This is a genomic window from Streptomyces phaeofaciens (assembly GCF_014648915.1).
GTDB classification, from domain to species: domain Bacteria; phylum Actinomycetota; class Actinomycetes; order Streptomycetales; family Streptomycetaceae; genus Streptomyces; species Streptomyces phaeofaciens.
Window position 1 is genome coordinate 195,345 of record NZ_BMSA01000001.1, and the last position, 24,786, is coordinate 220,130.

General features: G+C 73.7%; 26 protein-coding genes. 12 read left to right on the plus strand and 14 right to left on the minus strand.

What is annotated here, in order from left to right:
* Positions 1-16 precede the first annotated feature (16 nt).
* The gene (locus tag IE275_RS00860) at positions 17-673 is read left to right on the plus strand and encodes a dienelactone hydrolase family protein (protein ID WP_189707321.1); all 657 of its coding nucleotides are present in this window, start codon (positions 17-19) and stop codon (positions 671-673) included.
* Positions 674-768: 95 nt separating this feature from the next.
* Positions 769-1,431, plus strand: a complete 663-nt coding sequence (locus IE275_RS00865; RefSeq protein ID WP_189706356.1) for a phosphoribosyltransferase — start codon at positions 769-771, stop codon at positions 1,429-1,431.
* Here IE275_RS00865 and IE275_RS00870 read toward each other — a convergent pair.
* Positions 1,406-1,969 carry a hypothetical protein gene (locus IE275_RS00870; RefSeq protein WP_308435627.1) on the minus strand — a complete coding sequence of 188 codons (564 nt, stop codon included), beginning with the start codon at positions 1,967-1,969 and terminating at the stop codon, positions 1,406-1,408. The genes IE275_RS00865 and IE275_RS00870 overlap by 26 nt on opposite strands.
* Positions 1,970-2,228: 259 nt before the next feature.
* Entirely contained in the window at positions 2,229-2,684 is a 456-nt protein-coding gene (locus IE275_RS00875) for a MarR family winged helix-turn-helix transcriptional regulator (protein WP_189706360.1), read from the minus strand.
* A 137-nt stretch (positions 2,685-2,821) separates the two neighbouring features.
* Here IE275_RS00875 and IE275_RS00880 point away from each other — a divergent pair, with 137 nt between their 5' ends.
* Entirely contained in the window at positions 2,822-4,273 is a 1,452-nt protein-coding gene (locus IE275_RS00880; RefSeq protein WP_189706362.1) for an MFS transporter, read from the plus strand.
* 46 nt (positions 4,274-4,319) lie between these two features.
* On the opposite strand, the gene IE275_RS00885 is transcribed toward IE275_RS00880, so the two are convergent.
* Positions 4,320-5,312 (minus strand): helix-turn-helix domain-containing protein, encoded by a 993-nt coding sequence (locus IE275_RS00885; protein ID WP_189706364.1) that lies wholly within the window; start codon positions 5,310-5,312, stop codon positions 4,320-4,322.
* Positions 5,313-5,470: 158 nt separating this feature from the next.
* Here IE275_RS00885 and IE275_RS00890 point away from each other — a divergent pair, with 158 nt between their 5' ends.
* A complete protein-coding gene (locus IE275_RS00890; RefSeq protein ID WP_189706366.1) occupies positions 5,471-6,838 on the plus strand; it encodes a TerD family protein in 1,368 nt (455 codons plus the stop codon).
* 78 nt (positions 6,839-6,916) lie between these two features.
* On the opposite strand, the gene IE275_RS00895 is transcribed toward IE275_RS00890, so the two are convergent.
* Together IE275_RS00895 and IE275_RS00900 are read right to left on the minus strand one after the other, a co-directional pair.
* Positions 6,917-7,891 carry an alpha/beta hydrolase gene (locus tag IE275_RS00895; RefSeq protein WP_189706368.1) on the minus strand — a complete coding sequence of 325 codons (975 nt, stop codon included), beginning with the start codon at positions 7,889-7,891 and terminating at the stop codon, positions 6,917-6,919.
* A gap of 198 nt (positions 7,892-8,089) precedes the next feature.
* A complete protein-coding gene (locus IE275_RS00900) occupies positions 8,090-9,094 on the minus strand; it encodes an FkbM family methyltransferase (RefSeq protein WP_189706370.1) in 1,005 nt (334 codons plus the stop codon).
* A 171-nt stretch (positions 9,095-9,265) separates the two neighbouring features.
* On the opposite strand from IE275_RS00900, the gene IE275_RS00905 reads away from it, so the two are divergent.
* Positions 9,266-10,147, plus strand: a complete 882-nt coding sequence (locus tag IE275_RS00905; RefSeq protein WP_189706372.1) for an LLM class F420-dependent oxidoreductase — start codon at positions 9,266-9,268, stop codon at positions 10,145-10,147.
* A gap of 111 nt (positions 10,148-10,258) precedes the next feature.
* On the opposite strand, the gene IE275_RS00910 is transcribed toward IE275_RS00905, so the two are convergent.
* Positions 10,259-10,819, minus strand: coding sequence for an NAD(P)H-dependent oxidoreductase (locus IE275_RS00910; RefSeq protein ID WP_189706374.1), 561 nt, complete (start codon positions 10,817-10,819; stop codon positions 10,259-10,261).
* A 126-nt stretch (positions 10,820-10,945) separates the two neighbouring features.
* Between IE275_RS00910 and IE275_RS00915 the strand changes: the two genes are divergently transcribed.
* The 3 genes from IE275_RS00915 to IE275_RS00925 all read left to right on the plus strand — a co-directional run bounded on the left by IE275_RS00915 (position 10,946) and on the right by IE275_RS00925 (position 14,409).
* On the plus strand, positions 10,946-11,638 hold the full coding sequence (locus IE275_RS00915; RefSeq protein WP_373299146.1) for a TetR/AcrR family transcriptional regulator: 693 nt from the start codon (positions 10,946-10,948) through the stop codon (positions 11,636-11,638).
* Between the two features lie 129 nt (positions 11,639-11,767).
* A complete protein-coding gene (locus IE275_RS00920) occupies positions 11,768-12,817 on the plus strand; it encodes a LacI family DNA-binding transcriptional regulator (RefSeq protein WP_189706377.1) in 1,050 nt (349 codons plus the stop codon).
* 146 nt (positions 12,818-12,963) lie between these two features.
* Positions 12,964-14,409, plus strand: a complete 1,446-nt coding sequence (locus IE275_RS00925) for an aldehyde dehydrogenase family protein (RefSeq protein WP_189706379.1) — start codon at positions 12,964-12,966, stop codon at positions 14,407-14,409.
* Positions 14,410-14,447: 38 nt separating this feature from the next.
* On the opposite strand, the gene trxA is transcribed toward IE275_RS00925, so the two are convergent.
* Entirely contained in the window at positions 14,448-14,831 is a 384-nt protein-coding gene (gene trxA / locus IE275_RS00930; protein WP_189706381.1) for a thioredoxin, read from the minus strand.
* 141 nt (positions 14,832-14,972) lie between these two features.
* Between trxA and IE275_RS00935 the strand changes: the two genes are divergently transcribed.
* Positions 14,973-16,391, plus strand: coding sequence for a dihydrolipoyl dehydrogenase family protein (locus IE275_RS00935; RefSeq protein ID WP_189706383.1), 1,419 nt, complete (start codon positions 14,973-14,975; stop codon positions 16,389-16,391).
* Between the two features lie 8 nt (positions 16,392-16,399).
* Here the strand turns inward: IE275_RS00935 and IE275_RS00940 are convergent, their stop codons facing one another.
* On the minus strand, positions 16,400-17,044 hold the full coding sequence (locus IE275_RS00940; RefSeq protein ID WP_189706385.1) for a peptide deformylase: 645 nt from the start codon (positions 17,042-17,044) through the stop codon (positions 16,400-16,402).
* A gap of 133 nt (positions 17,045-17,177) precedes the next feature.
* On the opposite strand from IE275_RS00940, the gene IE275_RS00945 reads away from it, so the two are divergent.
* Positions 17,178-18,575 (plus strand): PepSY-associated TM helix domain-containing protein, encoded by a 1,398-nt coding sequence (locus IE275_RS00945; protein WP_189706388.1) that lies wholly within the window; start codon positions 17,178-17,180, stop codon positions 18,573-18,575.
* A 72-nt stretch (positions 18,576-18,647) separates the two neighbouring features.
* Here the strand turns inward: IE275_RS00945 and IE275_RS00950 are convergent, their stop codons facing one another.
* The 4 genes from IE275_RS00950 to IE275_RS00965 form a co-directional block, all read right to left on the minus strand.
* Entirely contained in the window at positions 18,648-19,013 is a 366-nt protein-coding gene (locus IE275_RS00950) for a tetratricopeptide repeat protein (protein ID WP_189707323.1), read from the minus strand.
* 56 nt (positions 19,014-19,069) lie between these two features.
* Positions 19,070-19,588: a winged helix DNA-binding protein gene (locus IE275_RS00955; RefSeq protein ID WP_229870037.1), complete on the minus strand. Its 519-nt coding sequence runs from the start codon at positions 19,586-19,588 to the stop codon at positions 19,070-19,072.
* Positions 19,585-20,088, minus strand: coding sequence for a MarR family winged helix-turn-helix transcriptional regulator (locus IE275_RS00960; protein WP_189706389.1), 504 nt, complete (start codon positions 20,086-20,088; stop codon positions 19,585-19,587). The genes IE275_RS00955 and IE275_RS00960 overlap by 4 nt, the downstream gene beginning before the upstream one ends.
* Before the next feature lie 116 nt (positions 20,089-20,204).
* A complete protein-coding gene (locus tag IE275_RS00965; RefSeq protein WP_189706391.1) occupies positions 20,205-21,371 on the minus strand; it encodes a lactate 2-monooxygenase in 1,167 nt (388 codons plus the stop codon).
* Between the two features lie 95 nt (positions 21,372-21,466).
* Here IE275_RS00965 and IE275_RS00970 point away from each other — a divergent pair, with 95 nt between their 5' ends.
* Together IE275_RS00970 and IE275_RS00975 are read left to right on the plus strand one after the other, a co-directional pair.
* The gene (locus IE275_RS00970) at positions 21,467-22,507 is read left to right on the plus strand and encodes an Lrp/AsnC family transcriptional regulator (RefSeq protein ID WP_189706393.1); all 1,041 of its coding nucleotides are present in this window, start codon (positions 21,467-21,469) and stop codon (positions 22,505-22,507) included.
* A gap of 160 nt (positions 22,508-22,667) precedes the next feature.
* Positions 22,668-23,138 carry a VOC family protein gene (locus tag IE275_RS00975; RefSeq protein ID WP_189706395.1) on the plus strand — a complete coding sequence of 157 codons (471 nt, stop codon included), beginning with the start codon at positions 22,668-22,670 and terminating at the stop codon, positions 23,136-23,138.
* A gap of 113 nt (positions 23,139-23,251) precedes the next feature.
* Here the strand turns inward: IE275_RS00975 and IE275_RS00980 are convergent, their stop codons facing one another.
* Both IE275_RS00980 and IE275_RS00985 read right to left on the minus strand, forming a co-directional pair.
* The gene (locus IE275_RS00980) at positions 23,252-24,217 is read right to left on the minus strand and encodes a pirin family protein (RefSeq protein WP_189706397.1); all 966 of its coding nucleotides are present in this window, start codon (positions 24,215-24,217) and stop codon (positions 23,252-23,254) included.
* 80 nt (positions 24,218-24,297) lie between these two features.
* Positions 24,298-24,786, minus strand: coding sequence for a hypothetical protein (locus tag IE275_RS00985; RefSeq protein ID WP_189706399.1), 489 nt, complete (start codon positions 24,784-24,786; stop codon positions 24,298-24,300).

The window sequence follows — 24,786 nt, forward strand, 5'->3', positions numbered from 1 at the left end:
AAAGGGGATGGTGGCGATGACCGGCCGGCCGGTCCGGGTGCCCGTGGACGGCGCGGCGCTCCCGGGTGAACTCGTCGCACCCGCCGGGGCCCGGGCCGTGGTGCTGTTCGCCCACGGCAGCGGCAGCTCCCGGCACAGCCCGCGCAACCGCCGGGTCGCCGCCGCACTGCGCGCCGCCGGACTGGGCACCGTGCTGATCGACCTGCTCACGGAGGGCGAGGAACGCGACGACCTCTCGACGGGGGTGCACCGCTTCGACATCCCGCTGCTGGGCCGCCGGGTGGTCGCCGTCCTCGACTGGCTGGCCGGCCGGCCCGGTGTCCGGGAGCTTCCCGTGGTCCTGTTCGGTGCCAGCACCGGCGCGGCGGCGGCTCTGGTGGCCGCCGCGGAGCGGCCGCGGAGGGTGCTGACCGTGGTGTCCCGCGGCGGGCGGCCCGACCTGGCGGGCGACGCCCTGGAGCGGGTCCGGGTGCCGGTGCTGCTGATCGTCGGAGGCCGCGACCACGAGGTGCAGCGGCTGAACGAGGAGGCCGCCCGGCGGTTGGGCGGTCCGCACACCCTCCACGTGGTGCCCGGCGCCACGCATCTGTTCGAGGAACCCGGTGCGCTGGATCGGGTCGCCGAGGCGACGAAGGAGTGGTGCGCCGAGCTCCTGGCCCCGGGCGGCCCCTGACCGGCGCGGTCTTTGGCCGGGGAGCGTGCTTCGGCCCGCCCGCAGGGGGTACGCGGAGGGCGGATCACGGGGGTTTCACCGAAGGAGCGGCGGTCATGCGGTTCCGGGATCGCGCCCACGCCGGCCGGGAGCTGGCCGGAACGCTGCGGGCCCGGCAGGACGCGGGCGACCTGCCCGACCCCGTCGTCCTCGCCCTGCCCCGGGGCGGCGTCGCGGTGGCCGCCGAGGTGGCCCGGTCGCTCGCCGCCCCGCTTGACGTGCTCGTCGTACGGAAGATCGGCGCCCCCTTCCAGGAGGAACTCGGGGTCGGCGCGCTCGTCGGCGACGACGACCCGCTCTACGACGAGGACACCCTCGTCCGGCTGGGCCTCACCCCCGAGGAGCTGGCCCCGGTGGTGGCGCGCGAACGCGCGGAGCTGCACCGCCGCGAGCGGCTCTACCGGCACGGCCGGCCCGCCCTCGAGCTGCGCGGCCGTACCGCGCTGGTGGTCGACGACGGGCTCGCCACCGGGGTGACGGCCCGCGCCGCACTGCGTTCCCTGCGCCGCCGGGCGCCCCGGCGGTCCGTGCTGGCGGTGCCGGTCGGCTCACCGGAGGCCGTCGCCCTGCTGAGCGCCGAGGCCGACGACGTGATCTGCCTCCACCAGCCGTCCGCCTTCATGGCCGTGGGGCTCTGGTACGAGGACTTCGCGCAGCTCTCGGACGCGGACGTGCTGGACGCCCTGCGGGCCGCTACGGGCGCAGAAGATAGTGGGTGAGCAGCGATTCGGCCCGGTCCGGGCTCAGCCCCAGCGCCGTGGCGACGGTCTCCCAGGGCACCTCGTCCTCCTGGACCGCGTAGGCCGCCTCCTGGGCGATGTCGGCGGTGAGCCGCTCCAGCGCGGTCGCGGCCCGCAGCGCGGCGACCGGCGCCTGTTCGGCCAGCACGGACAGCTGGTCCTCCAGCCGGCGCAGCAGATGCGTCACCTCGTCCGGCAGCGGCACGGTCCGGCGCTCCACCGCGCGGATGTGCTCGCACCAGTCGCGGTACGCGTCGCCGGTGTCGATGGCGTGGCGGTCGTCGTCCGCCGGTCCGGCCCGGTCGATCGGGTACGGGCGGCCGCGCCAGCCGCAGGCGCACGCGGCACGGATGGCGGCCGCGTTCGGCCGGCCCCCGCGTCCGTCGTAGGCCCACCACTCGCCGGTCTCCCGGACCCCGTCGGCGCCGCAGTCCAGGTGGACCGGCTTGGGCTCATCGCCCCCGGCGAGCACCGCGCCCGCGATCCCCTCGTGGGACTCCCCGAACTCCTCGGTCATCCACCCCACCGGATCTTCCCCCCTGCTCCAGAGTCCACCAGAACGCGTCCGGGGCGCCGTGCGGCTCGGCACGGTGACGGACGCCCCGGGGGCGAGCATGCCCCGGGCCGCCCGCCGGTGAACGGCGGCGGTGACGAGACCCTCCGCTCCCGCGGACGGGGGCGGAGCCGACGACGATCACGGTTCGTCGGGGCGGGTCACCCGGTCGGACCGGCGCACCGGTGGGCCGGGCCGACGCGCGCGCGGTCGACGTGCGCCGTCACGGGCGGGGCCAGGGGCGGCCGCCGATGGACTCGATGCCGTAGTTGAAACGCCTCAGGTAGGCCGCGAAGGCGGCGATGTCGTCGTCCGACCAGTCCTGCATCACCTGGTCCAGGATGTCGACGATCCCCTCGCGCTCCGCGTCCAGCAGGCGCGTGCCCTCCCCGGTGAGCCGGAACTTGCGGGCCATCCCGCCCTCCGGGTCGGGAATGCGCTCGATGAGACCCGCGCGCATCGCGGCCGCGGTCTGCCGGTTCAGCGTGGAGGTGTCCAGGCCGAAGGCGTCGCTCAGCTCGCCGATCGACATCGGTCCCTGGACCCGGATCCGGCTGAGCAGGATGTAGGCGCTGCGCTCCATGAGGCTGTTCTTGCGGCGGCCGCCGCGCTGGTTCAGGAACGTGTGGCGGCTGAGCAGCATCTGCTCGTACTCGACCTCGTGCGTGGGCGTCTCCATGGCCCGACCTCCTGATTCCCGTGCGGCCGGACCATCCTGGCACACCGTTGTGCACGGACCATGTCATGTGCGCGATGCATGCGACATGTAACATGCACATCCGTTCATCCCGTCACGGAACACCGAGGAGTCCGCCCATGGACGCCCCCCAGCCCACGGCCCGCGCAGGCGCCGTGATCGCCACGCTCGCCTTCGCGGGCACCACGGCAGCGATCATGCAGACGCTGGTCACGCCCCTGATCGCCGAGCTGCCGCAGATCCTGGACACCACGTCCTCGAACGCGGCCTGGGTGATCACGGTCACCCTGCTGGTCGCGGCGGTGTGCGTACCGGTCGTCGGCCGCCTCGGCGACCTCGTGGGCAAGCGCCGGATGCTGCTCGCCTGCTCCGTGCCGCTGATCGTCGGCTCGGTGGTGTGCGCCTTCGCCTCCGACGTCGTCACGATGATCGTGGGACGCGGCCTTCAGGGCATGGGCATGGGCATGGTGCCGCTGGGCATCGCGCTGCTGCGGGACGTCGTACCGGCCGAGAAGCTCAGCGGTTCCATCGCGCTGGTCAGCGCCTCCATGGGCATCGGTGGTGCCATCGGCCTGCCGCTGGCCGCCGCGGTCGCCCAGTACGCGAACTGGCGCGCGCTGTTCTGGGGCTCCGCCGCCCTCGCCGCCGTCGTCGCCGTGCTGATCTTCATGCTCGTCCCGGACGTGCCCGCCGGCGCCAAGGGCCAGCGCTTCGACCTGCCCGGCGCGATCGGCCTCGGCGTCGGACTCGTCTGTCTGCTGCTCGCGGTCTCCAAGGGCGCCGACTGGGGCTGGGCCTCGGGCACCACGCTCGGACTGTTCGCCGCCGCCGTCGTGGCGCTGGCCGGCTGGGGCGTGTGGGAGATGCGCACCACCGACCCGCTGATCGACCTGCGCACCACCGCCCGCCCCCGGGTGCTCCTCACCAACCTCGCCTCGGTCTTCATCGGCTTCGGCATGTACGCGAGCATGCTGGTGATGCCGCAGCTGCTCCAGTTCCCGGAGGCCACCGGCTACGGCCTCGGCCAGTCGATGCTCGCCGCCGGTCTGTGGATGGCGCCCGGCGGCCTGATGATGATGCTGGTCTCCCCGCTCGGCGGAAAGCTCACCAACGCCCGCGGCCCGAAGTTCACGCTGATCTGCGGCGCCCTGGTGCTGGCCGCCGGCTACTTCGCCTCGCTCGCCCTGATCGGCTCCGCCTGGGGCGTCATGCTGGTCACGATCATCACCAGCAGCGGCGTCGGCCTCGCCTACGGCGCCATGCCCGCCCTGATCATGAGCTCCGTGCCGCTGACCGAGACGGCCGCCGCCAACGCCTTCAACACGCTCATGCGCTCGCTCGGCACCTCGATCGGCGCCGCCGTCATCGGCGTGATCCTCTCCCAGATGACCACCACCATGGGCGGCTACACCTTCGCCTCCGAGGACGGCTTCCGCACCGCGCTCCTCGTCGGCGGCGCGCTCGCCCTGATCTCCGGGGCCATCGCCGCCGTCATCCCGGCCGCCCGCGCCGCCGCGGCCGGCGGGGACGCCCCCGACCAGGCCACCGCGCCGGAGCAGGCCAAGGTCTGACCCCGCCCACGGGGCACCCTCCCGCCAGATGTCAGGGAGGACGGTCCTACGGCCGGGCCAGCCGTCTCATCGTCAGCGCGAGGTGCAGCCGCAGCCGGCCCTCGGGGGTCCGCACCGGCCAGCCCAGCAGGTGCTCGGCGTGGGCCAGCCGGTCCTGGAGCGTGGAGTGGTGCACGTTGGCCTCGGCGGCGGCCGCCCGCAGGCTCGCCGTCGCGGTGACGGCGTACAGCGTGGTCAGCAGCCAGGGTGCGTCCGCGGCGGCCGTCTCCACCGCCCGGACGTCCGGCGGCGGCTCGGCGCCCGGCACGACCAGGTCGGCGAGGAGGGCGATCCCGCCCAGCTCGTCGGCGTGCACCACCCGGGGGCCGGGGTCCAGCCCGGTGCCCTCGGCGGTGAACCTCAGCGCGGTCCGGGCGGCGGCCCAGGAGCGGGGCAGGTCGGATACGGGAACGGCCGGACCGACGCCGGTCCGGACGCCGGGCGCCTCGGCGGCGGGACCCGCCGCGGGCACCACCCGGGGCCGGCCGCCCCGCGCGGCGACGGCGCGGGCCGTGGCGAGCGGGTCCAGGCCGAGCCGCCGGGCCGCGTGCCGCCGGGCCGGTTCGGCGGCCGTGGCGTCCAGGAGCGTCTCGACCAGGGCGGGATCGTCGAGCGGTGCCCGCCCGCGGGTGCGGTCGAGCACGAGGCGCGCCGCTCCGGCGGCCCGCTCCAGGATCACCGCGTCGACCACGCTGGGCGCCGCACCCGCCCGTTCCAGCCACAGCGCGGGTACACCGTCCGGGGTCAGCGCGGCGGACGGCCACCGTGGGTCCGGCGCCAGGTCGGAGTCCCGGCGGGTGCCGTCGGCCTCGACCCGGACCTGTACCCGCCGGTCGGCGTCGACGAGCCGCGCGGGCACCCCGGCCAGGACGGCGGCCCCGCGCACCAGCGCCTCCACCCCGGCCCGGGTCTCGGCCAGCCGGTCGAAGTAGGCGATGACCCGTACGGCCGCACCGGCGTCCGGGTCCAGCGCGGTCAGGCGGCCGGCCAGCTCTTTCATACGGCCATGATGCGTCACGCGCCCGCCGGACAGGAGGGCCGAGGGCCACCGTTGGCCGCTTTCGGTCAGGATCGGGCGTCGCCGGTCGGATCCGCTTCCTTGCACGCTGTGAAAAGGTGGCGCGAAACCGATGGAGAGATCGCACGGGGGTGGCGGACATGCCGGAACTGGGCAAGGGCGGGAACACGGCGATGGGGGCCGGACCGGTGACCGTGGAGCTGTTCGCCGAGGGCGATCCGGTCGACCTCAGCGCCCTCCTGGTCACCGCCGAGGGCAGGGTCAGGTCCGACGACGACCTGGTCTTCTACAACCAGCCCTCCGCCGAGTCCGACGCCGTACGGCACCGGCCCGCCGACGCCGACGGCCGCGAGCGGATCGAGGTGGACCCGGCCGCCCTGCCCGCCGAGGTGGACCGGGTCGTCCTGGTGGCCAGCTGCGACCCCGACGACGTCACCCGCACCTTCCACGGGGTGAACGACGTCGAGGTCCGGGCCGTGCAGGACGGCACCGAGACGGTCGTCTTCCGGCCGCCCGCCCTCACCGACGGCGAACGCGCGGTCCTGCTGACCGAGTTGTACCGCCGCGGCGAGGCGTGGAAGGTGCGCGCCATCGGCCAGGGCTACGCCGACGGACTGGCCGGTCTCGCCACGGACTTCGGGATCGAGGTGGCCGAGCGGGAGGAAACGGAGCCGGCGGAGTCGGCGGAAGGGCTGGAACAGCCGGAACCGACGGTCGAGGAAGCTCCGGCCGCCGGCACGCCCGCCGTTGCCCCGCCCCCTCCCCGTCTGGTCAAGCCGCCCCTCGGCAAGGTCAGCCTCGACAAGGGCGGCCGGGTCTCCCTCGGCCTGGACAAGGCGGACCGCGACCTGGTGGTCACGGTGGCCCTGGAGTGGGACGGCGGCAGTGAGCGGCGCCGCAGGGCGGGCGCCGACCTCGACCTGTACGCCCTGTTCGTGCCGGCGGCCAAGGCCCTGAGCGGTTCCGCCGTACCCGGCACCCTCGTCAAGTCGGGGCACGTCGCCGAGGGCGTGCCCCTGCGTCCCGGCGGGCGGGCGTCGGGGGCGTCCACCGGGACCACGCCGGGCGCGGCGAAGAAGGGCGACAAGGCCGACGTCGTCTACTACAAGCGGCTCGGCGCGCTCCGCAGCCGTCCTCACATCCGCCTCGACGGCGACTCCCGCGTCCCCGGCCGCGAGGCCGTGAAGATCGTCCGCCCGGACGAGCAGGGATACGTCCTGCTGTGCGCCTACTCGGCCGTCAGCAACGGCTTCGGCTCCTTCCGCAGCTTCGGCGCGAAGGTCGTCGTGGACGACGGCCGCGGCTCCACCGTCACCGTCCCGCTCTACGAGAACACCAAGACCCGCTACTGGGTGGCGATCGCGCTCGTCGACTTCACCTCGGCCGACGGGGCGGAGATCCGCCATGTCGAGGCCTACAGCGCCCGGATGACCGAGCGGCGGCCGGTCCTGCACGCGGACGGGACCATCGAGATGAACGCGGGACCCGTCGAGTTCAAGCGCCGCTGAGCCCCGGTCGCGTCGCGCCGCTGTGCCTGGGTCCCGTCGCACCGCTGTGCCTCGGTCGTACCACCGCGGCCCGGTGGTTCACTCGGCGAGCAGCCGCCGCAGCCAGTCCACGTGCGCCGCCCGGGCCGACCGGGACAGCGCGGCCTGGGGGGCGAAGCCGTCGAAACCGTGGAAGCCGCCCGGCCAGACGTGGAGTTCGGCGATCCCGCCGGCCTGCCAGAGCCGCGAGGCGAAGGCGACGACCTCGTCCCGGAAGGTCTCCGCGGAGCCCACGTCGAGGAAGGCCGGTGGCAGCGCGGAGAGGTCCTCGGCACGGGCGGGCGCCGCGTAGGGGGAGACGTCGGGGCCGCCCCGCCGCTCGCCGAGCAGGGCCGTCCAGCCGGTCTCGTTCGCGGTGCGGTCCCAGACCCCGAGACCCGCCATCTGGTGGGCGGACGGGGTGTCGTTGCGGTCGTCGAGCATCGGGCAGAGCAGCAGCTGGCCGATCGGCCGCGGGCCCCCGCGGTCGCGCAGCAGCAGCGCGAGCGCGGCGGTGAGACCGCCGCCCGCGCTCGCCCCGGCGATCACGATCCGCTCCGGGTCCCCGCCCAGCTCCTTGGCGTGCTCCGCCGTCCACAGCAGACCGGCGTACACGTCCTCGACCGGCGCGGGATACGGGTGTTCGGGGGCCAGCCGGTACTCCACCGACACCACGACCATGTCCAGTTCCCGCGCCCAGTCCAGGGCGAAGTCCACGCCGACGCGGTTGGTGCCGATGACCATGCCGCCGCCGTGCACGTGGTAGACGACGGGGCGCGGGCGGGCGGGCGCCGGGCCGGTGGGCCGGCAGATCAGCAGGGAGATCTCCGGGGAGCCCTCCGGCCCCGGCACCACACGGTCCTCGACCTCGAAGGCGCCGCCCGCCGTCAGGTCCAGGTCGGCCAGCATCGCCATGCCCGGCCCCTGGCGGACGGCCTCGATGTCCTCCGGGTACAGCGCGGGCGAGATCGCGTCCTTGATCAGCTCCAGGACTGCGGCGAGTTCGGGGTCGAAGGGCGGCGGGACGGACGTCATGACTTCTCCTCACACGGACAACGCGGCGGCTCGGCAGCTCGGCGGCTCGTGCCGTGCGCCCATGATCCGTCCTCGCGGGGCCGCCTCGGGCGCCGCCGTACGGCGGGACCTGCCCGCCGCACGGCGGGTGGTGCACCATCCACCGCCACGGCACCATCCACCGCCACGCCACCACCGACCGCCACGGTTCGGCGACCGCTACGGCTTGGGAGCCGCCTCCGCGCGCATCATCACGCAGTCGAACTCGATCACGCGGCCCGTGGTCGCCTCGCGGGTCACCGGGTACATGCCGGAGATCCCGAAGCCCTCGGCCTCGTACGCGGCGACGGCCTCGCCCATGGTGGGGCTGCCCTCGTAGAGCCGCAGGCAGGCGACCTCGGACTGCATGCCGACGAACTCCCCGATCCGCTTGCCGGCGCCGGCGAACACCTCGAGGTCGTAGCCCTGGGTGTCCATCTTGAGGTAGGGGACGGGGGCGGTCAGGCCGTCGAGCGCCTCGTCCATCACCTCGTCCAGCCGGCGGATGCGGATCTCCTCGGTGTCGGACTTCTTGAACCGGCTGTAGCGGTCCTTGCCGTAGTCGCTGGGCGGCAGCAGGGAGTTCATCGTCATCCAGCTGGTGTGGATCTCGGCCGTCGCCTCCTCGCGGCCCAGGCCGCACTGGTACACCCGCCACTCGGGGTCGTTCTCGGCGGCCTTCTCCAGCTTGGCGAACGTCGCCGACGTCGGCTCGAAGGAGACGATCCGGCCGGTGTAGCCGGCCCTGCGCAGCCGCTTGGCGTACTGCCCGGTGTTGGCGCCCACGTCGAACACGCAGTTCACGCCGTACAGCCCGAGCATGGCCGTCACATGCTGGACGCACAGGTACTCGGCAGCGGCGAGCTGCATCTTGCGCTCGTCCACCCGCTCCGGCGCGTCCATGAGCACCAGCGCGCCGGACTCGCCGAGCGGTACGACGCCCTGCCGCGGGATCTCGGTCCGTTCACCGCCCTGCGTGCGCCGCAGCAGCCAGGTGTCCTTGTCCACCCCGGTCACCTGGTACGGGCCGCCGCGCCGGGAGAGCACCGTGGTGCCGGGGGCGACCTCGGTCGCCCGGTAGGGCGTGCCGCGGCGGGAGACCACCGCCGTTCCCGGACCGAGGTCGGTCACCTGGACGCCGAGGCGGGGCAGGAGTCGGAGCAGTCGTCGAAAAAGGGTCTGCATTCCCCAGCCCTATCAGACATGAAGGGGAGCGGTCTGCGGGTTGAACGACTTTCGACTTCCGGTTACCCGAAGGAAACGCGCGGGACCTCCGGGGGCGGCTCCTTGACTTCGAGAGCACTCCAGCGCCTAGCGTCACCGGGGCAGAGGAAGAGCCGGAGGGCGGAGACGGACATGCGTGTGGGTGTGCACATCAACCAGTTCGGCAACACCGGGGGCGCGCCCGCCCTCGGGGCCGAGCTGGCGGCGGCGGGGGCCGCGGCGGAGGCGGCCGGGGTGAGCCGGCTGTCGGTGATGGACCACTACTTCCAGATGGAGTTCAACGGCGGGGCCGAGGCGCCCATGCTGGAGGCGTACTCGACCCTCGCGTACCTCGCGGCCCACACCTCCACGATGAAGCTCGGGGCTCTGGTGACGGGGGTGACGTACCGGCACCCCGGGCTGCTCGCCAAGATCGTCACCACCCTCGACGTGCTCTCCGGCGGCCGTGCCTCGCTGGGCATCGGGGCCGCCTGGTACGACCGTGAGCACGAAGGTCTGGGTGTGCCGTTCCCGCCGGTCGCCGAGCGGTTCGAGCGGCTGGAGGAGACCCTCCAGGTGTGTCTGCGGATGTGGGACCCGGACGACGACGGGCCCTTCGTCGGCCGCCACTACCAGCTGCGGGAGACCCTGTGCGTCCCGGCGCCGGTCGCCGCTCCGCGCCCGGAGATCCTGATCGGCGGCGGGGGCGAGCGCAAGACGCTGCGGCTGGTCGCCCGGTACGCGGACGCCTGCAACCTGTTCGCCGCGGGCCCGGCCCTGGTCCGGCACAAGCTCGACGTCCTGCGCGAGCACTGCGATGCCGAGGGGCGCGACTACGACACGGTCCTGAAGACCATCACGTATACCGCCGACCCGGCCACCGAGGGCGACCTCGACGCCTTCCTGGCCGACATCTCGGGCTACAGCGAGCTCGGTGTCGACACGGTGATCCTGGCGCCGAAGCTGGGGGAGACGGCCGGCTGGATCGAGCGGTTCGTGGCCCCGGTGGTGGAACGGCTGGCCGAGCTGGACTGAGCCGGGCCGGGCCGGGCCGGTCCGGGACGAGAGCCGGAGCTGGACCGAGGGGCCGCGGCAACCGCCGCGGCCCCTCGTGCTGGCTGCCGGTCCTGCCGGTCCTGCCGGACGTCAGGCGGCGACGGCGTCCGCGTGGCCGTGCAGACGGGACACGACCTCGGTCAGCTGCGCGGCGACCTCGGCGTCGTCGACCGGGTGGGTCTCGGCGAAGCGGGTCAGGGAGCCGGGGATGGAGAGCTTGAGGTCCTCGATCACCTTGCCGCCCGCGATGCCCACGGCCTTGCGGGCCTCGTCCTGCGCCCACACGCCGCCGAACTGGCCGAAGGCGGTGCCGACCACGGCGACGGGCTTGCCGCCGAAGGCGCCGGCGCCGTACGGGCGGGACAGCCAGTCGATGGCGTTCTTCAGGACGGCCGGGATGGTGCCGTTGTACTCGGGGGAGAAGAGCAGGAAGGCGTCGGCGGCCTGGGCGGCCTCACGCAGCTTGGCGGCCGCGGCCGGGACGCTGCCCTCGACGTCGATGTCCTCGTTGTAGAAGGGGATCTCGGCCAGGCCCTCGAAGAGGTCGACCTCGGCGCCCTGGGGAGCGAGCTTGACCGCGGCCTCGGCGAGCTGGCGGTTGGTCGAACCGGCGCGAAGGCTGCCGACGAGCGCGAGAATGCGGACGGACATGGGTTACTCCCAAGGGGGCGGGGGGCTGAAACAGTGCCGTAACGATCCGGACCGGGGTCCGTTTAATGTTGTAGCACTCTAACCGGACCGGGGTCCAGTTTCATTCCCGTGCTTTACGCTGTGTTCATGTCCGCCGACCTGCCGCTCTTCTCGAACGTCCAGGGGATCACCGGCGAGCCCGAGTTGTTGCAGCTCGGGCCGGCCGGGGACGAGCCGTGCCTGCGTGCCGACGCGGCCCGCAACCGGGCCAGGCTGCTGGACGCGGCCGCCCGGCTGATCGCCGAGCACGGCGCGGCCGGCGTCACCATGGAGGCGGTCGCGGCCGCGGCGAACGTGGGCAAGGGCACGGTGTTCCGCCGCTTCGGCGACCGCACCGGACTGCTCACGGCGCTCCTGGACCACTCCGAGCGCAAGTTCCAGGCCGCCTTCCTGACCGGTCCCGCGCCGATGGGCCCCGGCGCGCCGCCCGTCGAGCGGCTGCGGGCCTTCGGCCACGCCCTGCTGCGGCGCACCGTCGACGAACTCGACCTCCAGCTCGCGGCCGAACCCGACCCGGCCCGCCGCTTCTCCGTGCCGGCCCGCCGGGTCCTGCACGGCCATGTGCTTCTGCTGCTGCGCCAGGCCGTGCCCGACGCCGACTGCGAGCTGCTCGCCCACACGCTGATGGGCTACCTCAACCCCGCCCTCGTCCACCATCTGACCCGGCAGTGCGGGATGCCGCTGGGGCGGCTGGAGAGCGGGTGGGGCGACCTGGTGGACCGGCTCACGGCCGCCGCGGTGTGCGTCGCCGACGGACCGGACCCGGACCGCGTGGCTTGACGGTGTGCCGCCGGTCGGCCGTTCCCCGCCCGGCGCCCCGTTCGTGATCACGGTCCCCACCAGGGTCTTTGACGGTTCATCACATACGGACGTCCCCCGGGCGGAACCCCGCGCACGGCTTCTGCCAAGATGCCGTACGTCATGGTGCAGATACCGAACCCGCCCGCGTCGACGCAGTCGCCGGCGCCGCGCTCCGTACCCACGAGCGCCGACGTGGCCCGTCTGGCCGGCGTCTCGCGCGCGACCGTCTCCTACGTCCTGAACAACACCAGCGCGGTCCGCATCAGCGAACCCACCCGCCGCCGGGTCCACGAGGCGGCGAAGGAGCTCGGCTACGTGCCGCACGCGGCCGCCCGCAGCCTGCGCGCCGGACACAGCCGGATGGTGCTGATGCCCGCCCCGCCCGTCCCGGCGGGTCCGCTCTACAGCCAGTTCGTGCACGACTTCCAGGGCGCCCTCAGCCGGCTCGACTACACCGTCGTCCAGTACGGCGCCAGCGGGCTGCGCGGTGACGACGCCGCCCGGGCCTGGGCCGAACTGCGTCCGGTCGCCGTCCTGGTGCCCGGCCCCGGCCTCGGCCCGGAGGGGGTGGACATCCTCAAGCGCTCCGGCGCCCGCGCCGTGGTGACCCTCAGCTCCGAGCGCGTCGAGGGCGCCCACGCGCTCCTCATGGACCACGACGGCGTCGGCCGCAGCGCCGCCACCCACCTCTACGCCCGCGGAAGACGCCGGATCGGGGTGGTGGTCCCCGACGAGCGCGGCATGGACATGTTCTCCGTACCCCGGCTCGCGGGCGCCCGGGATGCCCTGCGCGACACCGACGCGACCGTCACCGTGCTGCCCCTGGCGTTCACCGAGGAGTCCGCCGCGGAGCTCGCCGCCCAGTGGCCGCGGCTGGGGCTGGACTCCGTGTTCGCGTACAACGACGAGTACGCCATGCTGCTGATGCGGGCCCTCCAGGACGAGGGTGTGCGGATCCCCGAGGACACGGCCGTGATCGGCGCCGACGACCTGCTGCTCGGCCGGCTGCTGCGGCCCCGGCTCAGTACCGTCCGCATAGCGCTGCCCTTTGGCCGCGACCTCGCGGAGCTGGTCGACCGCGCGGTGCGCAACCCGGGCGCGGCGCCCGAGGCGCACGAACTGCTGGCGGCTACGGTGGTGCACCGCGACTCCAGCTGATCGCGCAGGTCCCGCCGTGCCCCGACCTCCCGGGAACAGGGACGGATCCCGGGGCAGGCCCCAGGACTAGGATGTTGCGCGCTCAACCAGATGGGACTTCGCTCCCCGAGCCGGGAGTCCCGCGGGTCACCGATCGGAGAGTCCTGATGCCGCTGCTCGACCCCCAGAACTGGCAGACCTCGCAGCCCCGGCCCCTGACCGGAGCGGAGCACCCCGTCACCGAGCCCGCCACCGGCGAGCGGCTCGGCACGGTCGTCCTGGCAGCCGCCCAGGACGTCGCCCCGGCCACCGAGGCCGCCCGCGCCGCCCAGGCCGAATGGGCCCGCCTCCCGCACTTCGTCCGGGCCGGCGTGCTGCGCAAGGCCGGTGACCTGTTCGCCGCGCACGCCGACGAACTGCGCGGCTGGATCGTCCGCGAGTCCGGCTCCATCCCCGGCAAGGCCGACTTCGAGCTGCACGTCGCCGCCCAGGAGTGCTACGAGGCGGCCGCCCTCGCCTCCCGCCCGGCCGGCCAGGTCCTGCCCAGCGAGGCCCCGCGGCTGTCGTACACCCGACGGGTCCCGGTCGGTGTCGTCGGTGTGATCGCGCCGTTCAACGCCCCGCTGATCCTCTCCATCCGCTCCGTCGCGCCCGCCCTGGCGCTCGGCAACGCGGTCGTCCTGAAGCCGGACCCGCGCACGGCGGTGTGCGGCGGCCTGGCCCTGGCCGCCGTCCTCGCCGAGGCCGGTCTGCCCGAGGGGCTGCTGCACGTCCTGCCGGGCGGTGCCGACACCGGTGCCGCCCTGGTCGCCGACCCGCGTGTCCCGGTGATCTCCTTCACCGGCTCCACCGCCGCCGGCCGGGCGGTCGGCGAGGCCGCCGGACGCCATCTCAAGCGCGCCCATCTCGAACTCGGCGGCAACTCCGCGTTGATCGTCCTGGAGGACGCCGACCTCGACGCGGTGATCTCCACGGCCGCCTGGGGCTCGTTCTTCCACCAGGGCCAGATCTGCATGACCACCGGCCGCCACCTGGTGCACGCCTCCCTCTACGAGGAGTACGTCGAGCGGCTCGCGGCCAAGGCCGACTCCCTGGCCGTCGGCGACCCGCACCGCGCCCAGGTGCACCTCGGCCCGCTCATCGACGACGGCCAGCTGGCCAAGGTGCACGGGCTGGTCGAGGCCAGCACGGCCGCCGGCGCCAAGCTCGCCGCCGGCGGCACGCACGAGAGCCGCTTCTACCGGCCGACCGTCCTCGCGGGCGTGGACGAGCGCACCCCCGCCTACACGGAGGAGGTCTTCGGCCCGGTGGCGCCGGTCCGTGCCTTCGGCACCCCGGACGAGGCCGCCGCGCTGGCCGCGGCCGGCGCCTACGGGCTCTCCCTGGGCATCGTCACCCGCGACGCCGCCCGCGGCCTGGACCTCGCCGAACGCATCCCGACCGGCATCGTGCACATCAACGACCAGACGGTGAACGACGAGGCCGTGGCACCCTTCGGCGGCGTCGCCGCCTCCGGCACCGGCGCCCGCTTCGGCGGCGAGTCCAACCTCGACGCCTTCACCGACATCCGCTGGACGACCGTGCGCGGCGACGTGGCACCGTACCCGTTCTGAGCCCTGCCCCGAGCGGTCCGGCCGCGCGGCCTACCGGGTCACTCGGACCCGCCCTGGGCGGCCTGCTGCTCCTCGACCGACTTGCGGACCTCGTCCATGTCCAGCTTGCGGGCCTGGCCGATGACGTCCGCCAGGGCGGGCTCGGGCAGGGCGCCGGGCTGGGCGAACACCGCGACCCGGTCCCTGACGATCATCAGCGTCGGGATCGACTGGATGCCGAAGGCCGCGGCCAGCTCCGGCTGCGCCTCGGTGTCCACCTTGCCGAACACCAGGTCCGGGTTCTCCTCGGCGGCCTTCTCGTAGACCGGGGCGAACTGACGGCACGGACCGCACCAGGCCGCCCAGAAGTCGATCAGGACGAAGTCGTTCTCCGTGACCGTCTGGTCGAAGTTCTCCTTGGTCAGCTCCACGGTGCTGCTCATGGCGTGATTCCTCTTCCCGGTGCGTCCTGCCAGGGGTGTCCCGGCATGGGGTGAGCCGTCCGCACAACACGGCCGGCCGGGTCCGTATTCCGCGCCCCTACCCGTGTGGCCACCGGGCACACCACCCACCAGACTGACCCCATGACGGAAACGGATTCCAACGCTTACGACGTCGTGGTGCTCGGGGCCGGGCCCGTGGGGGAGAACGTGGCCGACCGCACCCGTGCGGCCGGCCTCACCACCGCGGTCGTGGAGAGCGAACTGGTCGGCGGCGAATGCTCGTACTGGGCCTGTATGCCCAGCAAGGCCCTGTTGCGCCCGGTCATCGCCCGGGCCGACGCCCGCAGGCTGCCCGGTCTGCGCCAGGCGGTGCAGGGCCCGCTGGACGCGGCGGCGATCTTCGCCCGGCGCAACTGGTACACCGGGGACTGGACCGACGACGGCCAGGCCGACTGGCTGAGCGGTATCGGCGCCGACCTGTACCGGGGCCACGGCGCACTCACCGGGCCGCGCTCGGTGACGGTGGGGGGCCGTACCCTCACGGCCCGGCACGCGGTCGTCGTCGCCACCGGCACCCGTGCCGTCCTGCCCGACCTGCCGGGCCTGGCAGAGGTCAAGCCCTGGACGAGCCGCGAGGCGACCAGCGCCCAGTCCGTGCCCGGCCGGCTCGTCGTGGTCGGCGGGGGCGTCGTCGCCACCGAGATGGCCACCCTCTACCAGGGGCTCGGCTCACAGGTCACCGTCCTCGTGCGCGGCAAGGGCCTGCTCAACCGGATGGAGCCCTTCGCCGGCGAACTCGTCGCCGAGGCGCTGGTCGAGGCCGGCGCGGAGGTACGGACCGGCACGTCGGTGGAGTCGGTCACGCGCTCGGACGGCACCCTCGTGGTCGTCACCGGCGGCGGCGACCGCATCGAGGCCGACGAGATCCTCTTCGCCACCGGCCGCGCACCGCGCACCGACGACATCGGCCTCGACACGGTCGGTCTGGAACCGGGCTCCTGGCTGACGGTCGACGACAGCCTGCGCGTCAGCGGCACCGACTGGCTGTACGCGGTCGGCGACGTCAACCATCGCGCCCTCCTCACCCACCAGGGCAAGTACCAGGCCCGCATCGCGGGCGCCGCCATCGCCGCCCGCGCCGCGGGCACGCCCCTCGACGGGGCCGAACCCTGGAGCGCCCACGCCGCCACGGCCGACCACGAGACCGTTCCCCAGGTCGTCTTCACCGATCCGGAGGCGGCCGCGGTCGGCCTCTCGCTCGCGGAGGCCGAACAGGCCGGGTATCGCGTGCGGGCCGTCGACGTCGACATGGCGTCGGCGTCCGGTGCGGGCCTGTACGCCGAGGGCTACAAGGGCCGCGCCCGGATGGTCGTCGACCTGGAGCAGGAGATCGTGCGCGGGGTCACCTTCGTCGGCCCGGGGGTGGGCGAGCTGATCCACTCGGCGACCGTCGCCGTCGCCGGCCAGGTCCCGATCGCCCGCCTCTGGCACGCGGTCCCGTCCTACCCGACGATCAGCGAGGTGTGGCTGCGCCTGCTGGAGGCCTACCGGGACAACTGACCGGCCGACTACGGCAGTTCGAACCCCAGCGCCTTCGCCGCCTCGGCCGGTGCCGGCTGCGCCCACCGCTCCAGGACGGCCTGGTTGGCGGAGAGCGAGCGCAGTTCGGCCCGGTCCAGGTAGAGCGTGCCGTCCAGGTGATCGGTCTCGTGCTGCACGATCCGGGCGGGCCAGCCGGCGAACACCTCGTCCAGTGCCCGCCCGTGCTCGTCCTGGCCGGTCAGCCGGACCTCGGCGTGCCGGGCCACCACCGCCTGGTAGCCCGGCACGCTCAGGCAGCCCTCGAAGAACGCGGCACGGGCCGGACCGACGCCCTCGTACGACGGGTTGACCAGCACCCGGAACGGCTGCGGCACCCGCCCGCGGACCAGCCGCACCTCCTCCGGCACCGGCGCCGGGTCCTCGATGACGGCGATCCGCAGTTCCACCCCGACCTGGGGCGCGGCGAGCCCGACGCCCGGTGCCGCGTGCATGGTGATCCGCAGCGCCTCGACGAAGCGGGCCAGGAGGGCCGGGTCCAGCTGTCCGTCGTAGCGTTCGGTGCCGGCGCGCAGGACCGGGTCGCCGGCCGCGACGACGGGCAACGGGCCGCCGGGGGCGAGGAGTTCCTCGAGCCGTTCGGCAAGAGGCGCGCGGGGACTGGGGTTTGCCATCGGGCCAGGATGCCATGAACACGTGTCATGTGACGCAGGTCACTTGAAGTCGCGGGAACTCGACCGGGTTCCGCTCCGACTACTGGACCGTCATGGCTGAAACACGTCCCCCTGCCCCCGGAGAAGCCCGCCCATGTCCACCGCTCCCTCGACCCTCACGGACGAGGCCCCGCAACAGCCCGCGCCCGCGTCGCCCTCCCGCGGCCCCTGGGCCCCGCTGCGCCCGCTGATCCTGCGCCTGCACTTCTACGCCGGTGTGCTCGTCGCCCCGTTCCTGCTGGTCGCCGCCGTCACCGGATTCCTGTACGCCGGCTCCTTCCAGGCCGAGAAGCTCGTCTACTCCCACGAGATGACCGTGCCGGTCGGCGACACCAAGCTCCCCGTCTCCGAGCAGGTGGACGCGGCCCGCAAGGCCCACCCCGAGGGCACGGTCTCGGCGGTCCGCCCGTCCCCGGCGGCCGACGCGAGCACCCGTGTGCTGCTCTCCGGCGTGGAGGGCGTGAACCCCGACCACACCCTCGCCGTGTTCGTCGACCCGTACACCGCCGAGGTCCGCGGCTCCCTCGAACAGTACGGATCGACCGGCGCGCTCCCTCTGCGCACCTGGATCTCCGAACTCCACCGCAATCTGCACCTCGGCGAGACCGGCCGGCTCTACAGCGAACTGGCCGCGAGCTGGCTGTGGGTGATAGCGGGCGGCGGCATCGTGCTCTGGTTCTCCCGCCGCCGCGCCCTGCGCAAGGTCCGCGGCACCAGCGGGCGGCGCCGGACGCTGGGACTGCACGGCACCGTCGGCCTCTGGGCCGCCCTCGGCTTCTTCTTCCTCTCCGCCACCGGTCTGACCTGGTCGACGTACGCCGGCGCCACCATCGACGAGCTCCGCACCTCCCTCCACCAGGCCACGCCGTCGGTCTCGGCGGCCGCGGGCGGCGGCGAGCACGCCGGGCACGACGCGGCCTCCGGCGCCGGCGGGGACGGCGAGCACGGTGTGGGACTCGACAAGGTCCTGTCCGTCGCCCGCGCCGAAGGGCTGGGCGACCCGGTCGAGATCGTCCCGCCGGCGGACGCCGAGTCGGCGTACGTCGTCAAGCAGGTGCAGCGCAGCTGGCCGACCAGGCAGGACGCCGTCGCGATCGATCCGGCCACCGGCCAGGTCACCGACGTCCTGCGGTTCGCGGACCACCCGGTGCTCGCCAAGCTGACCCGCTGGGGCATCGACCTGCACACCGGTGTGCTGTTCGGCCTGGCCAACCAGATCCTGCTGATGCTCCTCGCGCTCTCCCTGATCCTGCTGATCGTCTGGGGCTACCGCATGTGGTGGCAGCGCGGCCGGGGCAGCGCGTTCGGCCGGCCCATACCCCGCGGCGCCTGGTCCCAGGTCCCGCCGTACGTGCTCGTCCCGCTGATGGCGGTGATCGCGGTGCTCGGCTACTTCGTCCCGCTGCTCGGCATCCCGCTGGCCGGGTTCCTCGTGGTCGACGTGGTCCTCGGCGAGATCGCGCACCGGCGGGGGAACCGGGCGGCCGCCTGATCCTTCGGCATGCGTACGGCAGCGGCCCGGCGGTGGGGTTCCACCGCCGGGCCGCTGCCGTGTGCGCCCGTCTCAGGCCTGCGGGAAGTCCCCGGCCAGTGCCGAGGCGATCCGCAGATGCGGTCCCGCCTCCTCGTGCCGGCCCTGCCGCTCCAGGGTGCGGCCGAGCATCAGCCGGGCGTAGTGCTCCACCGGGTCGCGGTCGACGATCGTCCGCAACTCGCTCTCGGCGCGGCGCAGTTGAGCCGAGTGGTAGTAGGCGCGAGCCAGCAGCAGCCGGGGACCGGTCTGCTCCGGCACCTCCTCGACCAGCCCGACCAGCACCCGCGCGGCGGCGGTGTAGTCCCGCGCCTCGAAGAACTGCCGCGCCCGCTCCCAGCGCTCCGCCGGGGTTCCGTGGGCGTAGTACGCGGATTCCTGCGTCGCCTCGTATGTCATGTCCACTCGTGACCTCCTTCGAGGCCGTCAACCGGACGGGTTGATTGAATATTCCACTACGCCGTCGCGGTCGGCGCGGCCAGCTCCGCCTCGGCCCGTTCTCTGATGCGCGCGAGCACACGGCCCGCGACCGCCAGGTCCTCCGCCGGAATGCCGGCGTAGATCCGCGCGGTGATCGGGGCCGTCTCGGCGCCGACCGCAGCGAAGAGTTCGCGTCCGGCGTCCGAGGCGCCCACGAGCGGACCGTCGGCCGACAGCAGCCCCTTGTCGAGCAGTTCGCCGACCGTGGCGCCGACCTCCGCCGGGTCCGCCTTGAGGGCTCCGCCGACCTGCGCGACCAGCGCCTTCCGCTCCAGCGGTCCGTCCACGGCGGCCGCCCGCAGGGTGATCTGCTGAGCGAAGGTGAGACCGTTGCGGGCGATGACCCGCTCCAGCACGGCGCGGCTCGCGTAGTGCGCCAGGGCGATCACGCGGGGGTCGACGGGCGGGGCGGAGGGAGGCTTGGTGCCGGCCCCGGTGTCCGTCGTGGTGGGGTCGGTCGCGGTGGCTGTGGTGGTGGATCCGGTGCTGGTCATGACTCCCCCTGAGTCTTCTCGGCGATGAGATCTGGTGGTGCGTCGGTGACATCGAGCGGTACGTCGAGCAGGGTCGCGAGTTCGGCCGTGAACGTGCGGGTGCGGGCGCTGTCCAGGCCGCCGAGGGGTTCCAGCAGCCGCTCCAGCAGCCCCTGGACCACCGTGATCGCGCGCCGCGTGACGTCCTCGCCCCGCTCGGTGAGGGCCAGTTGCACGGCGCGCGGGTCGCCGGGATCCCGGGTCCGCTCGATCAGTCCCGCGGACTCCAGGGCCCGCGCCAGCTTCGAGACGTAGAGCGCCTCGAGACCGGTGTGGTCGGCGAGCCGGCGCTGACTGGGCCGTTCACCGGCGCGCCGCATGCCGTACAGCGATGCCACCAGTGAGTACTGCGCGTGGGTGAGACCCAGCGGCGCGACCGCCCGGTCGACGGCCACCCGCCACTTCGTCGACAACCGCCACACCAGGTAGCCCGGCGTGGCCCGTTCGGAACCCTTGCTCATGGGCGATACATTACATGGCTACCATGTCCATGGCTACTATTTTCCTGTGGTGAGCGTGCCGACGCGGGGCCCACGGGGGGACGCTCCCCGTGGGCCCCGCGCCGGTGTCCGGCCCGTCAGCCGACCCGCCGGAGGGCCTCCCGGGTGAGGTCCGCGAGCGTGGGATACCCGTCGACGGCCATGATCAGGTCGGCCTCGGCGAGGAGCGAGCGGAGCACGTGGACGATGCCGTCGACGCCGCCCAGGGCGAGCCCGTAGGCGTAGGGGCGGCCGACGCCGACGGCGGTGGCGCCCAGGGCGACGGCCTTGACGATGTCGGCTCCGCTGCGGATCCCGGAGTCGAACAGCACCGGCAGACCGTCGGCGGCGTCCACGACGGCAGGCAGGACGTCGAGGGCCGGGAGGCCGCCGTTGGCCTGCCGGCCGCCGTGGTTGGAGCAGTAGATGCCGTCCACGCCCCCGTCCTTGGCCCGGCGCGCGTCCTCGGGGTGGCAGATGCCCTTGACGATCAGCGGCAGGTCGGTGAGGGAGCGCAGCCAGGGTAGGTCGTCCCAGGTGAGCGGGTTGCCGAAGAGCTGGGTCCACAGCAGGACGGCGGCCTGCGGGTCCTCCTCGGGGGTGCGCGCCAGCCGGGACCGGAAGACGGGGTCGCCGGTGTAGTTCGCCAGGCAGTGGCCGCGCAGCTGCGGGAAGTTGGCGCCGGCCAGGTCGCGGGGGCGCCAGCCGGTGACCCAGGTGTCGAGGGTGACCACGATGCCCCGGTAGCCCGCCCGCTCGGCGCGGTGGACGAGGCTCGCGGCGAGTTCGCGGTCGGTGGGGGTGTAGAGCTGGAAGAAGCCCGGGGTGTCCCCGAACGCGGCGGCGACCTGCTCCATCGGGTCGACGGAGAGCGTGGAGGCGATCATCGGCACGCCGGTGCGCGCGGCGGCGTTCGCGGTCGCCAGGTCACCGTGCCCGTCCTGGGCGCAGAGCCCGACGACACCGACCGGCGCCATGAACACCGGTGAGGGCAGCCGCATCCCGAACAGGTCCACGGAGAGGTCGCGCTCGGCCGCGCCGACGAACATCCGGGGCACGAGCCCCCAGCGGTCGAAGGCGGCCACATTGGCCCGCTGGGTGCGCTCGTCGCCCGCGCCGCCCGAGACGTACGACCACACGGAGGACGGCAGCGCCGAGCGCGCCCGGTCCTCCCACTCCGCGAAGGCCATCGGGAAGCGCGGCAGCACACCGCCCAGCCCGTTGAGGTAGATCTCGTTCTGGTAGGAGCCGTACGGCTGTCCCATGCCAGGTCCCTTCTCGCTCGGCTGTCGGGTCAGAGTGTGATACTGGCCGACCACGCCCCCCGTCACGCAGGAATCTCGCACAGAAGCGGGCACGCATGCAGGATCACGTCAAGCAACTGCTGAGCGAGGACGAGCTGGCGCTCATCAACGCCCTCCAGTTGAGGCCGCGAGCCTCGTGGACCGATCTGGGGCGCGCCCTCGGCGTGGATCCGGTCACCGCGGCCAGGCGGTGGAACCGGCTGGCCGAGCGGGGAGAGGCCTGGGTCGGGCTGTCGCCGGGGCCCCGGCTGTTCGACCGGCTCTGCCTCGCCTTCGTCGAGATCGACTGCGGCGCGGGTGCGGCCGGCGAGGTCACCCGGGCGCTCACCGGCCATCCGCACATGGTCACCGTCGAACGCGCCTCCGGCGCCTACGACCTGCTCGCCACCGTCGCCACCCGCGACCTGGCCGCGATGTCCCGCTACACGCTCGACGTCCTGCCCGCCCTCACCGGGGTACGAGCCGTCCGGGCCCGCATCGTCACCCACATGTTCACCGAGGGCGGCCGGTGGCGGATCGCCGCCCTCGCCCCCGGTCAGCGCGCCCGGCTCGCCGCCGTGCCGGCCGTCCCGGCCGCCGAGGACCGTCGCGCGGCGGTCGTCACCCCGTTCGACCGCGCGCTCCTGGCCGCACTCGCCCGCGACGGCCGGGCCTCCCACCAGGCACTGGCCACCGCCCTCGCCGTCAGCTCTGCCACCGTCAAGCGGCGTCTCGACCAGCTCACCCGGCTCGGTCTGCTCAGCTTCCGCTGCGACTTCGCCCGCCCCCTGGGCGGCTGGCCCGTCGCCGCGACCTTCTGGGCCGCCGTGCCCCCGGCGGACCTGCCCGACGTCGGCCACGCCCTCGTCCGGCTCCCGGAGACGCGTAACTGCGCCGCCGTCAGCGGCAGGCACAACCTCGTGCTGCAGGCGAGCCTGCACTCCGTGGCCGACGTGCTGCGCCTCGAGACCCAGCTCGCCGTGAACCACCCCGGCCTGCACATCGCCGAGCGGGTGATCACGCTGCGCCACGAGAAGCTGCTGGGCCATGTCCTCGACCCGGACGGCCGCTCCGTGGACGTCGTCCCGCCCGACATCTGGGCCGCCCCCGAGGCCTGACCGGGGGAGCCGACCCGAGCCCTGACCGGGCCGGCCGCCGCATGGCCACAGCGTGATCGGTCCGCCGTTCCGGCAGCCGGTGGGGATCCTCCGATGAGTTCCGCCGACCGGGCCGGTCTACAGGGACGTACATCGTCGAACCACTGACCGGAGGCCCACCATGACCACTTCCGCACACCCCGGCCGCATGCTGTTCGTGAACATCCCCGTGACGGACCTCGAGCGCAGCAAGGCGTTCTTCGAGAAGCTCGGATTCGGCTTCAACCCGAAGTTCACCGACGAGACCGCCGCCTGCATGCCGGTCGGCGAGCACGCCTTCGTCATGCTGCTCGGCCGCGAGAAGTTCGCGGAGTTCTCGAAGCTGCCGATGGCCGATCCCACCACGCACGCGCTGGCGCTGTACTGCTTCGGCGTGTCGTCCCGCGACGAGGTCGACGCGGTCGCCGCCGCCGCGCTCGCGGCGGGCGGCTCCGAGGCGGACGGGGCCGAGGACTACGGCTTCATGTACTCACGCAGCTTCTTCGACCTCGACGGCCACGGCTGGCAGGTCATGTGGATGGACCCGGCGGCGGTGGAGCAGGGCCCCGAGGCGTTCGCGGCCTCCTCGCAGGACGCCGGCGCCCCGGCCTGACGTGGCGGACCCGACGGGATCGTTCCCGTGGGCCGGACGGCTTCGGAGGCAGCCGTCGTCCGTCCGGCCGACGCGGCCCGCGCCACCGGAGACCATCGCCCGGTTCCCCCGGGTCAGCGCACCCTTCCCCGGGGTTTCAGCGGTGTGGCCGGGAGCTCCGGGGCGGGGAGCGGGGCGCCGTCGTAGCCCTGGACCTCGCCGAACCGGGTGCCCTTCGTCCAGTCCTCGCGGGCCTGTTCGATCTCGTGCTGGGTGCGGCCGACGAAGTTCCACCACATGATCAGTTCCTCCTCGAACGGCTCGCCGCCGAGGAGCATCAGCGCCGCGTCGGACTCGGCGCGCAGGCGCAGTTCGGTGCGGCCGCAGCCGAGGTAGAGCATGGACCCCGGCAGCACGGGCACCCCGTCGACCCGCACCTCGCCGGACATGGCGAGGACGCCGTACTCGAAGTCGGGCTCCAGCGGCAGGCGTACGTCCGCTCCGCGGTCGAGCGCGAGGTCGGCGCCCACGAGGGGGGTGTACGTCGTTCCGGGGGAGGCCGCGCCGTCCAGGTCGCCCAGGATCACGGTGGCCGTGAGGCCGGGAGCGGTGACGGTGGGCAGTGCGGGGTGGTGTTCGAAGCGGGGCTCGGTGTGCCGGTGGGCGTCGGGCAGCGCGACCCAGAGCTGGGCGCCGTGCAGCAGCCGGGCGTGCGGGCGGGGGCTTTCCTCGGAGTGGCTGATCGCGCGGCCCGAGGTCATCAGTCCGAGTTCCCGGGGCCGGATGGTCTGGAGGCTGCCCGTGGAGTCGCGGTGCAGCACCTCGCCCTCGTGGAGCCAGCTGACGGTCTGGAGGCCCATGTGGGGGTGCGGCGGGACCTGCATCCCGGGTTCGTCGGCGATGTCGTCGGGGCCGTAGTGGTCGACGAAGGCCCAGGCGCCGATCATGCGCCGGCCGAGGTTCGGCAGCAGCCGGCGTACCTCGGTGGACTCGCCGAGCCGTACGTGCCGGGGGCTCAGCAGCTCGCGGACGGGTTCGGCGACGACGAATCCACGCCCGCCGCACACACTCGGTACGGGCGCGCGGTCAAGGTTGCTCATGCCGCCAACCTAGCGGTCGTGGGCGCGGCCGCGCAGAAGGTCGGAGGCCGACGCGGAGTGGCGGGCACCGGTCGGCCTCCTCAGTCGCTCAGGGTGTCGGCGAGTTCCGTCGAGGCGCGCACTATGTCCGTGTCGCGCTCGTCGAGCAGATCGCGCAGGACGCCGCGCTGGGCGTGGACGGCGCGGCGCGCCTCCCGTTCCCAGGCCACGTGGTTGTCGGGGTGACGCAGCAGCTTGGGGTACGCGACGGCCGTGTCCTCCCACTGGCGGGCGTCGGCGATGCTCTTCAGCAGGCGCAGGATCCCCGCACGGCAGGTGACCTGCGGGATCCGGACGAGTTCCCAGAGGAAGGGCACCGTCGCCGCCGTCGCCTGGTCCACGACGAAGCCGTACTGGCAGATACGGCGGCGGAGTTGGCCGAGGGCGGACTCGGCGGTGTCGGCGTCGCCGCGGGCGACGGCGGTGAGCAGGGCCGGGATGTCCGCGGCGGACCCGGTGGAGTCCCTGATCTCGGGCCACGGCACATGTCCGAGGTCCTTGAGCGGCGGGGTTCTCTTCGTGGTGGTCAT

Excerpts from the sequence above, each read along its gene's own strand:
- IE275_RS00910 (WP_189706374.1), bottom strand. The coding sequence starts at position 10,819 with ATGTCCGTCCGCATTCTCGCGCTCGTCGGCAGCCTTCGCGCCGGTTCG.
- IE275_RS00865 (WP_189706356.1), top strand. The coding sequence starts at position 769 with ATGCGGTTCCGGGATCGCGCCCACGCCGGCCGGGAGCTGGCCGGAACG.
- IE275_RS00905 (WP_189706372.1), top strand. The coding sequence starts at position 9,266 with ATGCGTGTGGGTGTGCACATCAACCAGTTCGGCAACACCGGGGGCGCG.
- IE275_RS00985 (WP_189706399.1), bottom strand. The coding sequence starts at position 24,786 with ATGACCACCACGAAGAGAACCCCGCCGCTCAAGGACCTCGGACATGTG.
- IE275_RS00875 (WP_189706360.1), bottom strand. The coding sequence starts at position 2,684 with ATGGAGACGCCCACGCACGAGGTCGAGTACGAGCAGATGCTGCTCAGC.
- IE275_RS00980 (WP_189706397.1), bottom strand. The coding sequence starts at position 24,217 with ATGAGCAACCTTGACCGCGCGCCCGTACCGAGTGTGTGCGGCGGGCGT.
- IE275_RS00900 (WP_189706370.1), bottom strand. The coding sequence starts at position 9,094 with ATGCAGACCCTTTTTCGACGACTGCTCCGACTCCTGCCCCGCCTCGGC.
- IE275_RS00965 (WP_189706391.1), bottom strand. The coding sequence starts at position 21,371 with ATGGGACAGCCGTACGGCTCCTACCAGAACGAGATCTACCTCAACGGG.
- IE275_RS00880 (WP_189706362.1), top strand. The coding sequence starts at position 2,822 with ATGGACGCCCCCCAGCCCACGGCCCGCGCAGGCGCCGTGATCGCCACG.
- IE275_RS00970 (WP_189706393.1), top strand. The coding sequence starts at position 21,467 with ATGCAGGATCACGTCAAGCAACTGCTGAGCGAGGACGAGCTGGCGCTC.
- IE275_RS00935 (WP_189706383.1), top strand. The coding sequence starts at position 14,973 with ATGACGGAAACGGATTCCAACGCTTACGACGTCGTGGTGCTCGGGGCC.
- IE275_RS00960 (WP_189706389.1), bottom strand. The coding sequence starts at position 20,088 with ATGAGCAAGGGTTCCGAACGGGCCACGCCGGGCTACCTGGTGTGGCGG.
- IE275_RS00895 (WP_189706368.1), bottom strand. The coding sequence starts at position 7,891 with ATGACGTCCGTCCCGCCGCCCTTCGACCCCGAACTCGCCGCAGTCCTG.
- IE275_RS00870 (WP_308435627.1), bottom strand. The coding sequence starts at position 1,969 with ATGACCGAGGAGTTCGGGGAGTCCCACGAGGGGATCGCGGGCGCGGTG.
- IE275_RS00945 (WP_189706388.1), top strand. The coding sequence starts at position 17,178 with ATGTCCACCGCTCCCTCGACCCTCACGGACGAGGCCCCGCAACAGCCC.
- IE275_RS00925 (WP_189706379.1), top strand. The coding sequence starts at position 12,964 with ATGCCGCTGCTCGACCCCCAGAACTGGCAGACCTCGCAGCCCCGGCCC.
- IE275_RS00915 (WP_373299146.1), top strand. The coding sequence starts at position 10,946 with ATGTCCGCCGACCTGCCGCTCTTCTCGAACGTCCAGGGGATCACCGGC.
- IE275_RS00920 (WP_189706377.1), top strand. The coding sequence starts at position 11,768 with ATGCCGTACGTCATGGTGCAGATACCGAACCCGCCCGCGTCGACGCAG.
- trxA (WP_189706381.1), bottom strand. The coding sequence starts at position 14,831 with ATGAGCAGCACCGTGGAGCTGACCAAGGAGAACTTCGACCAGACGGTC.
- IE275_RS00955 (WP_229870037.1), bottom strand. The coding sequence starts at position 19,588 with ATGACCAGCACCGGATCCACCACCACAGCCACCGCGACCGACCCCACC.
- IE275_RS00860 (WP_189707321.1), top strand. The coding sequence starts at position 17 with ATGACCGGCCGGCCGGTCCGGGTGCCCGTGGACGGCGCGGCGCTCCCG.
- IE275_RS00885 (WP_189706364.1), bottom strand. The coding sequence starts at position 5,312 with ATGAAAGAGCTGGCCGGCCGCCTGACCGCGCTGGACCCGGACGCCGGT.
- IE275_RS00890 (WP_189706366.1), top strand. The coding sequence starts at position 5,471 with ATGCCGGAACTGGGCAAGGGCGGGAACACGGCGATGGGGGCCGGACCG.
- IE275_RS00975 (WP_189706395.1), top strand. The coding sequence starts at position 22,668 with ATGACCACTTCCGCACACCCCGGCCGCATGCTGTTCGTGAACATCCCC.
- IE275_RS00940 (WP_189706385.1), bottom strand. The coding sequence starts at position 17,044 with ATGGCAAACCCCAGTCCCCGCGCGCCTCTTGCCGAACGGCTCGAGGAA.
- IE275_RS00950 (WP_189707323.1), bottom strand. The coding sequence starts at position 19,013 with ATGACATACGAGGCGACGCAGGAATCCGCGTACTACGCCCACGGAACC.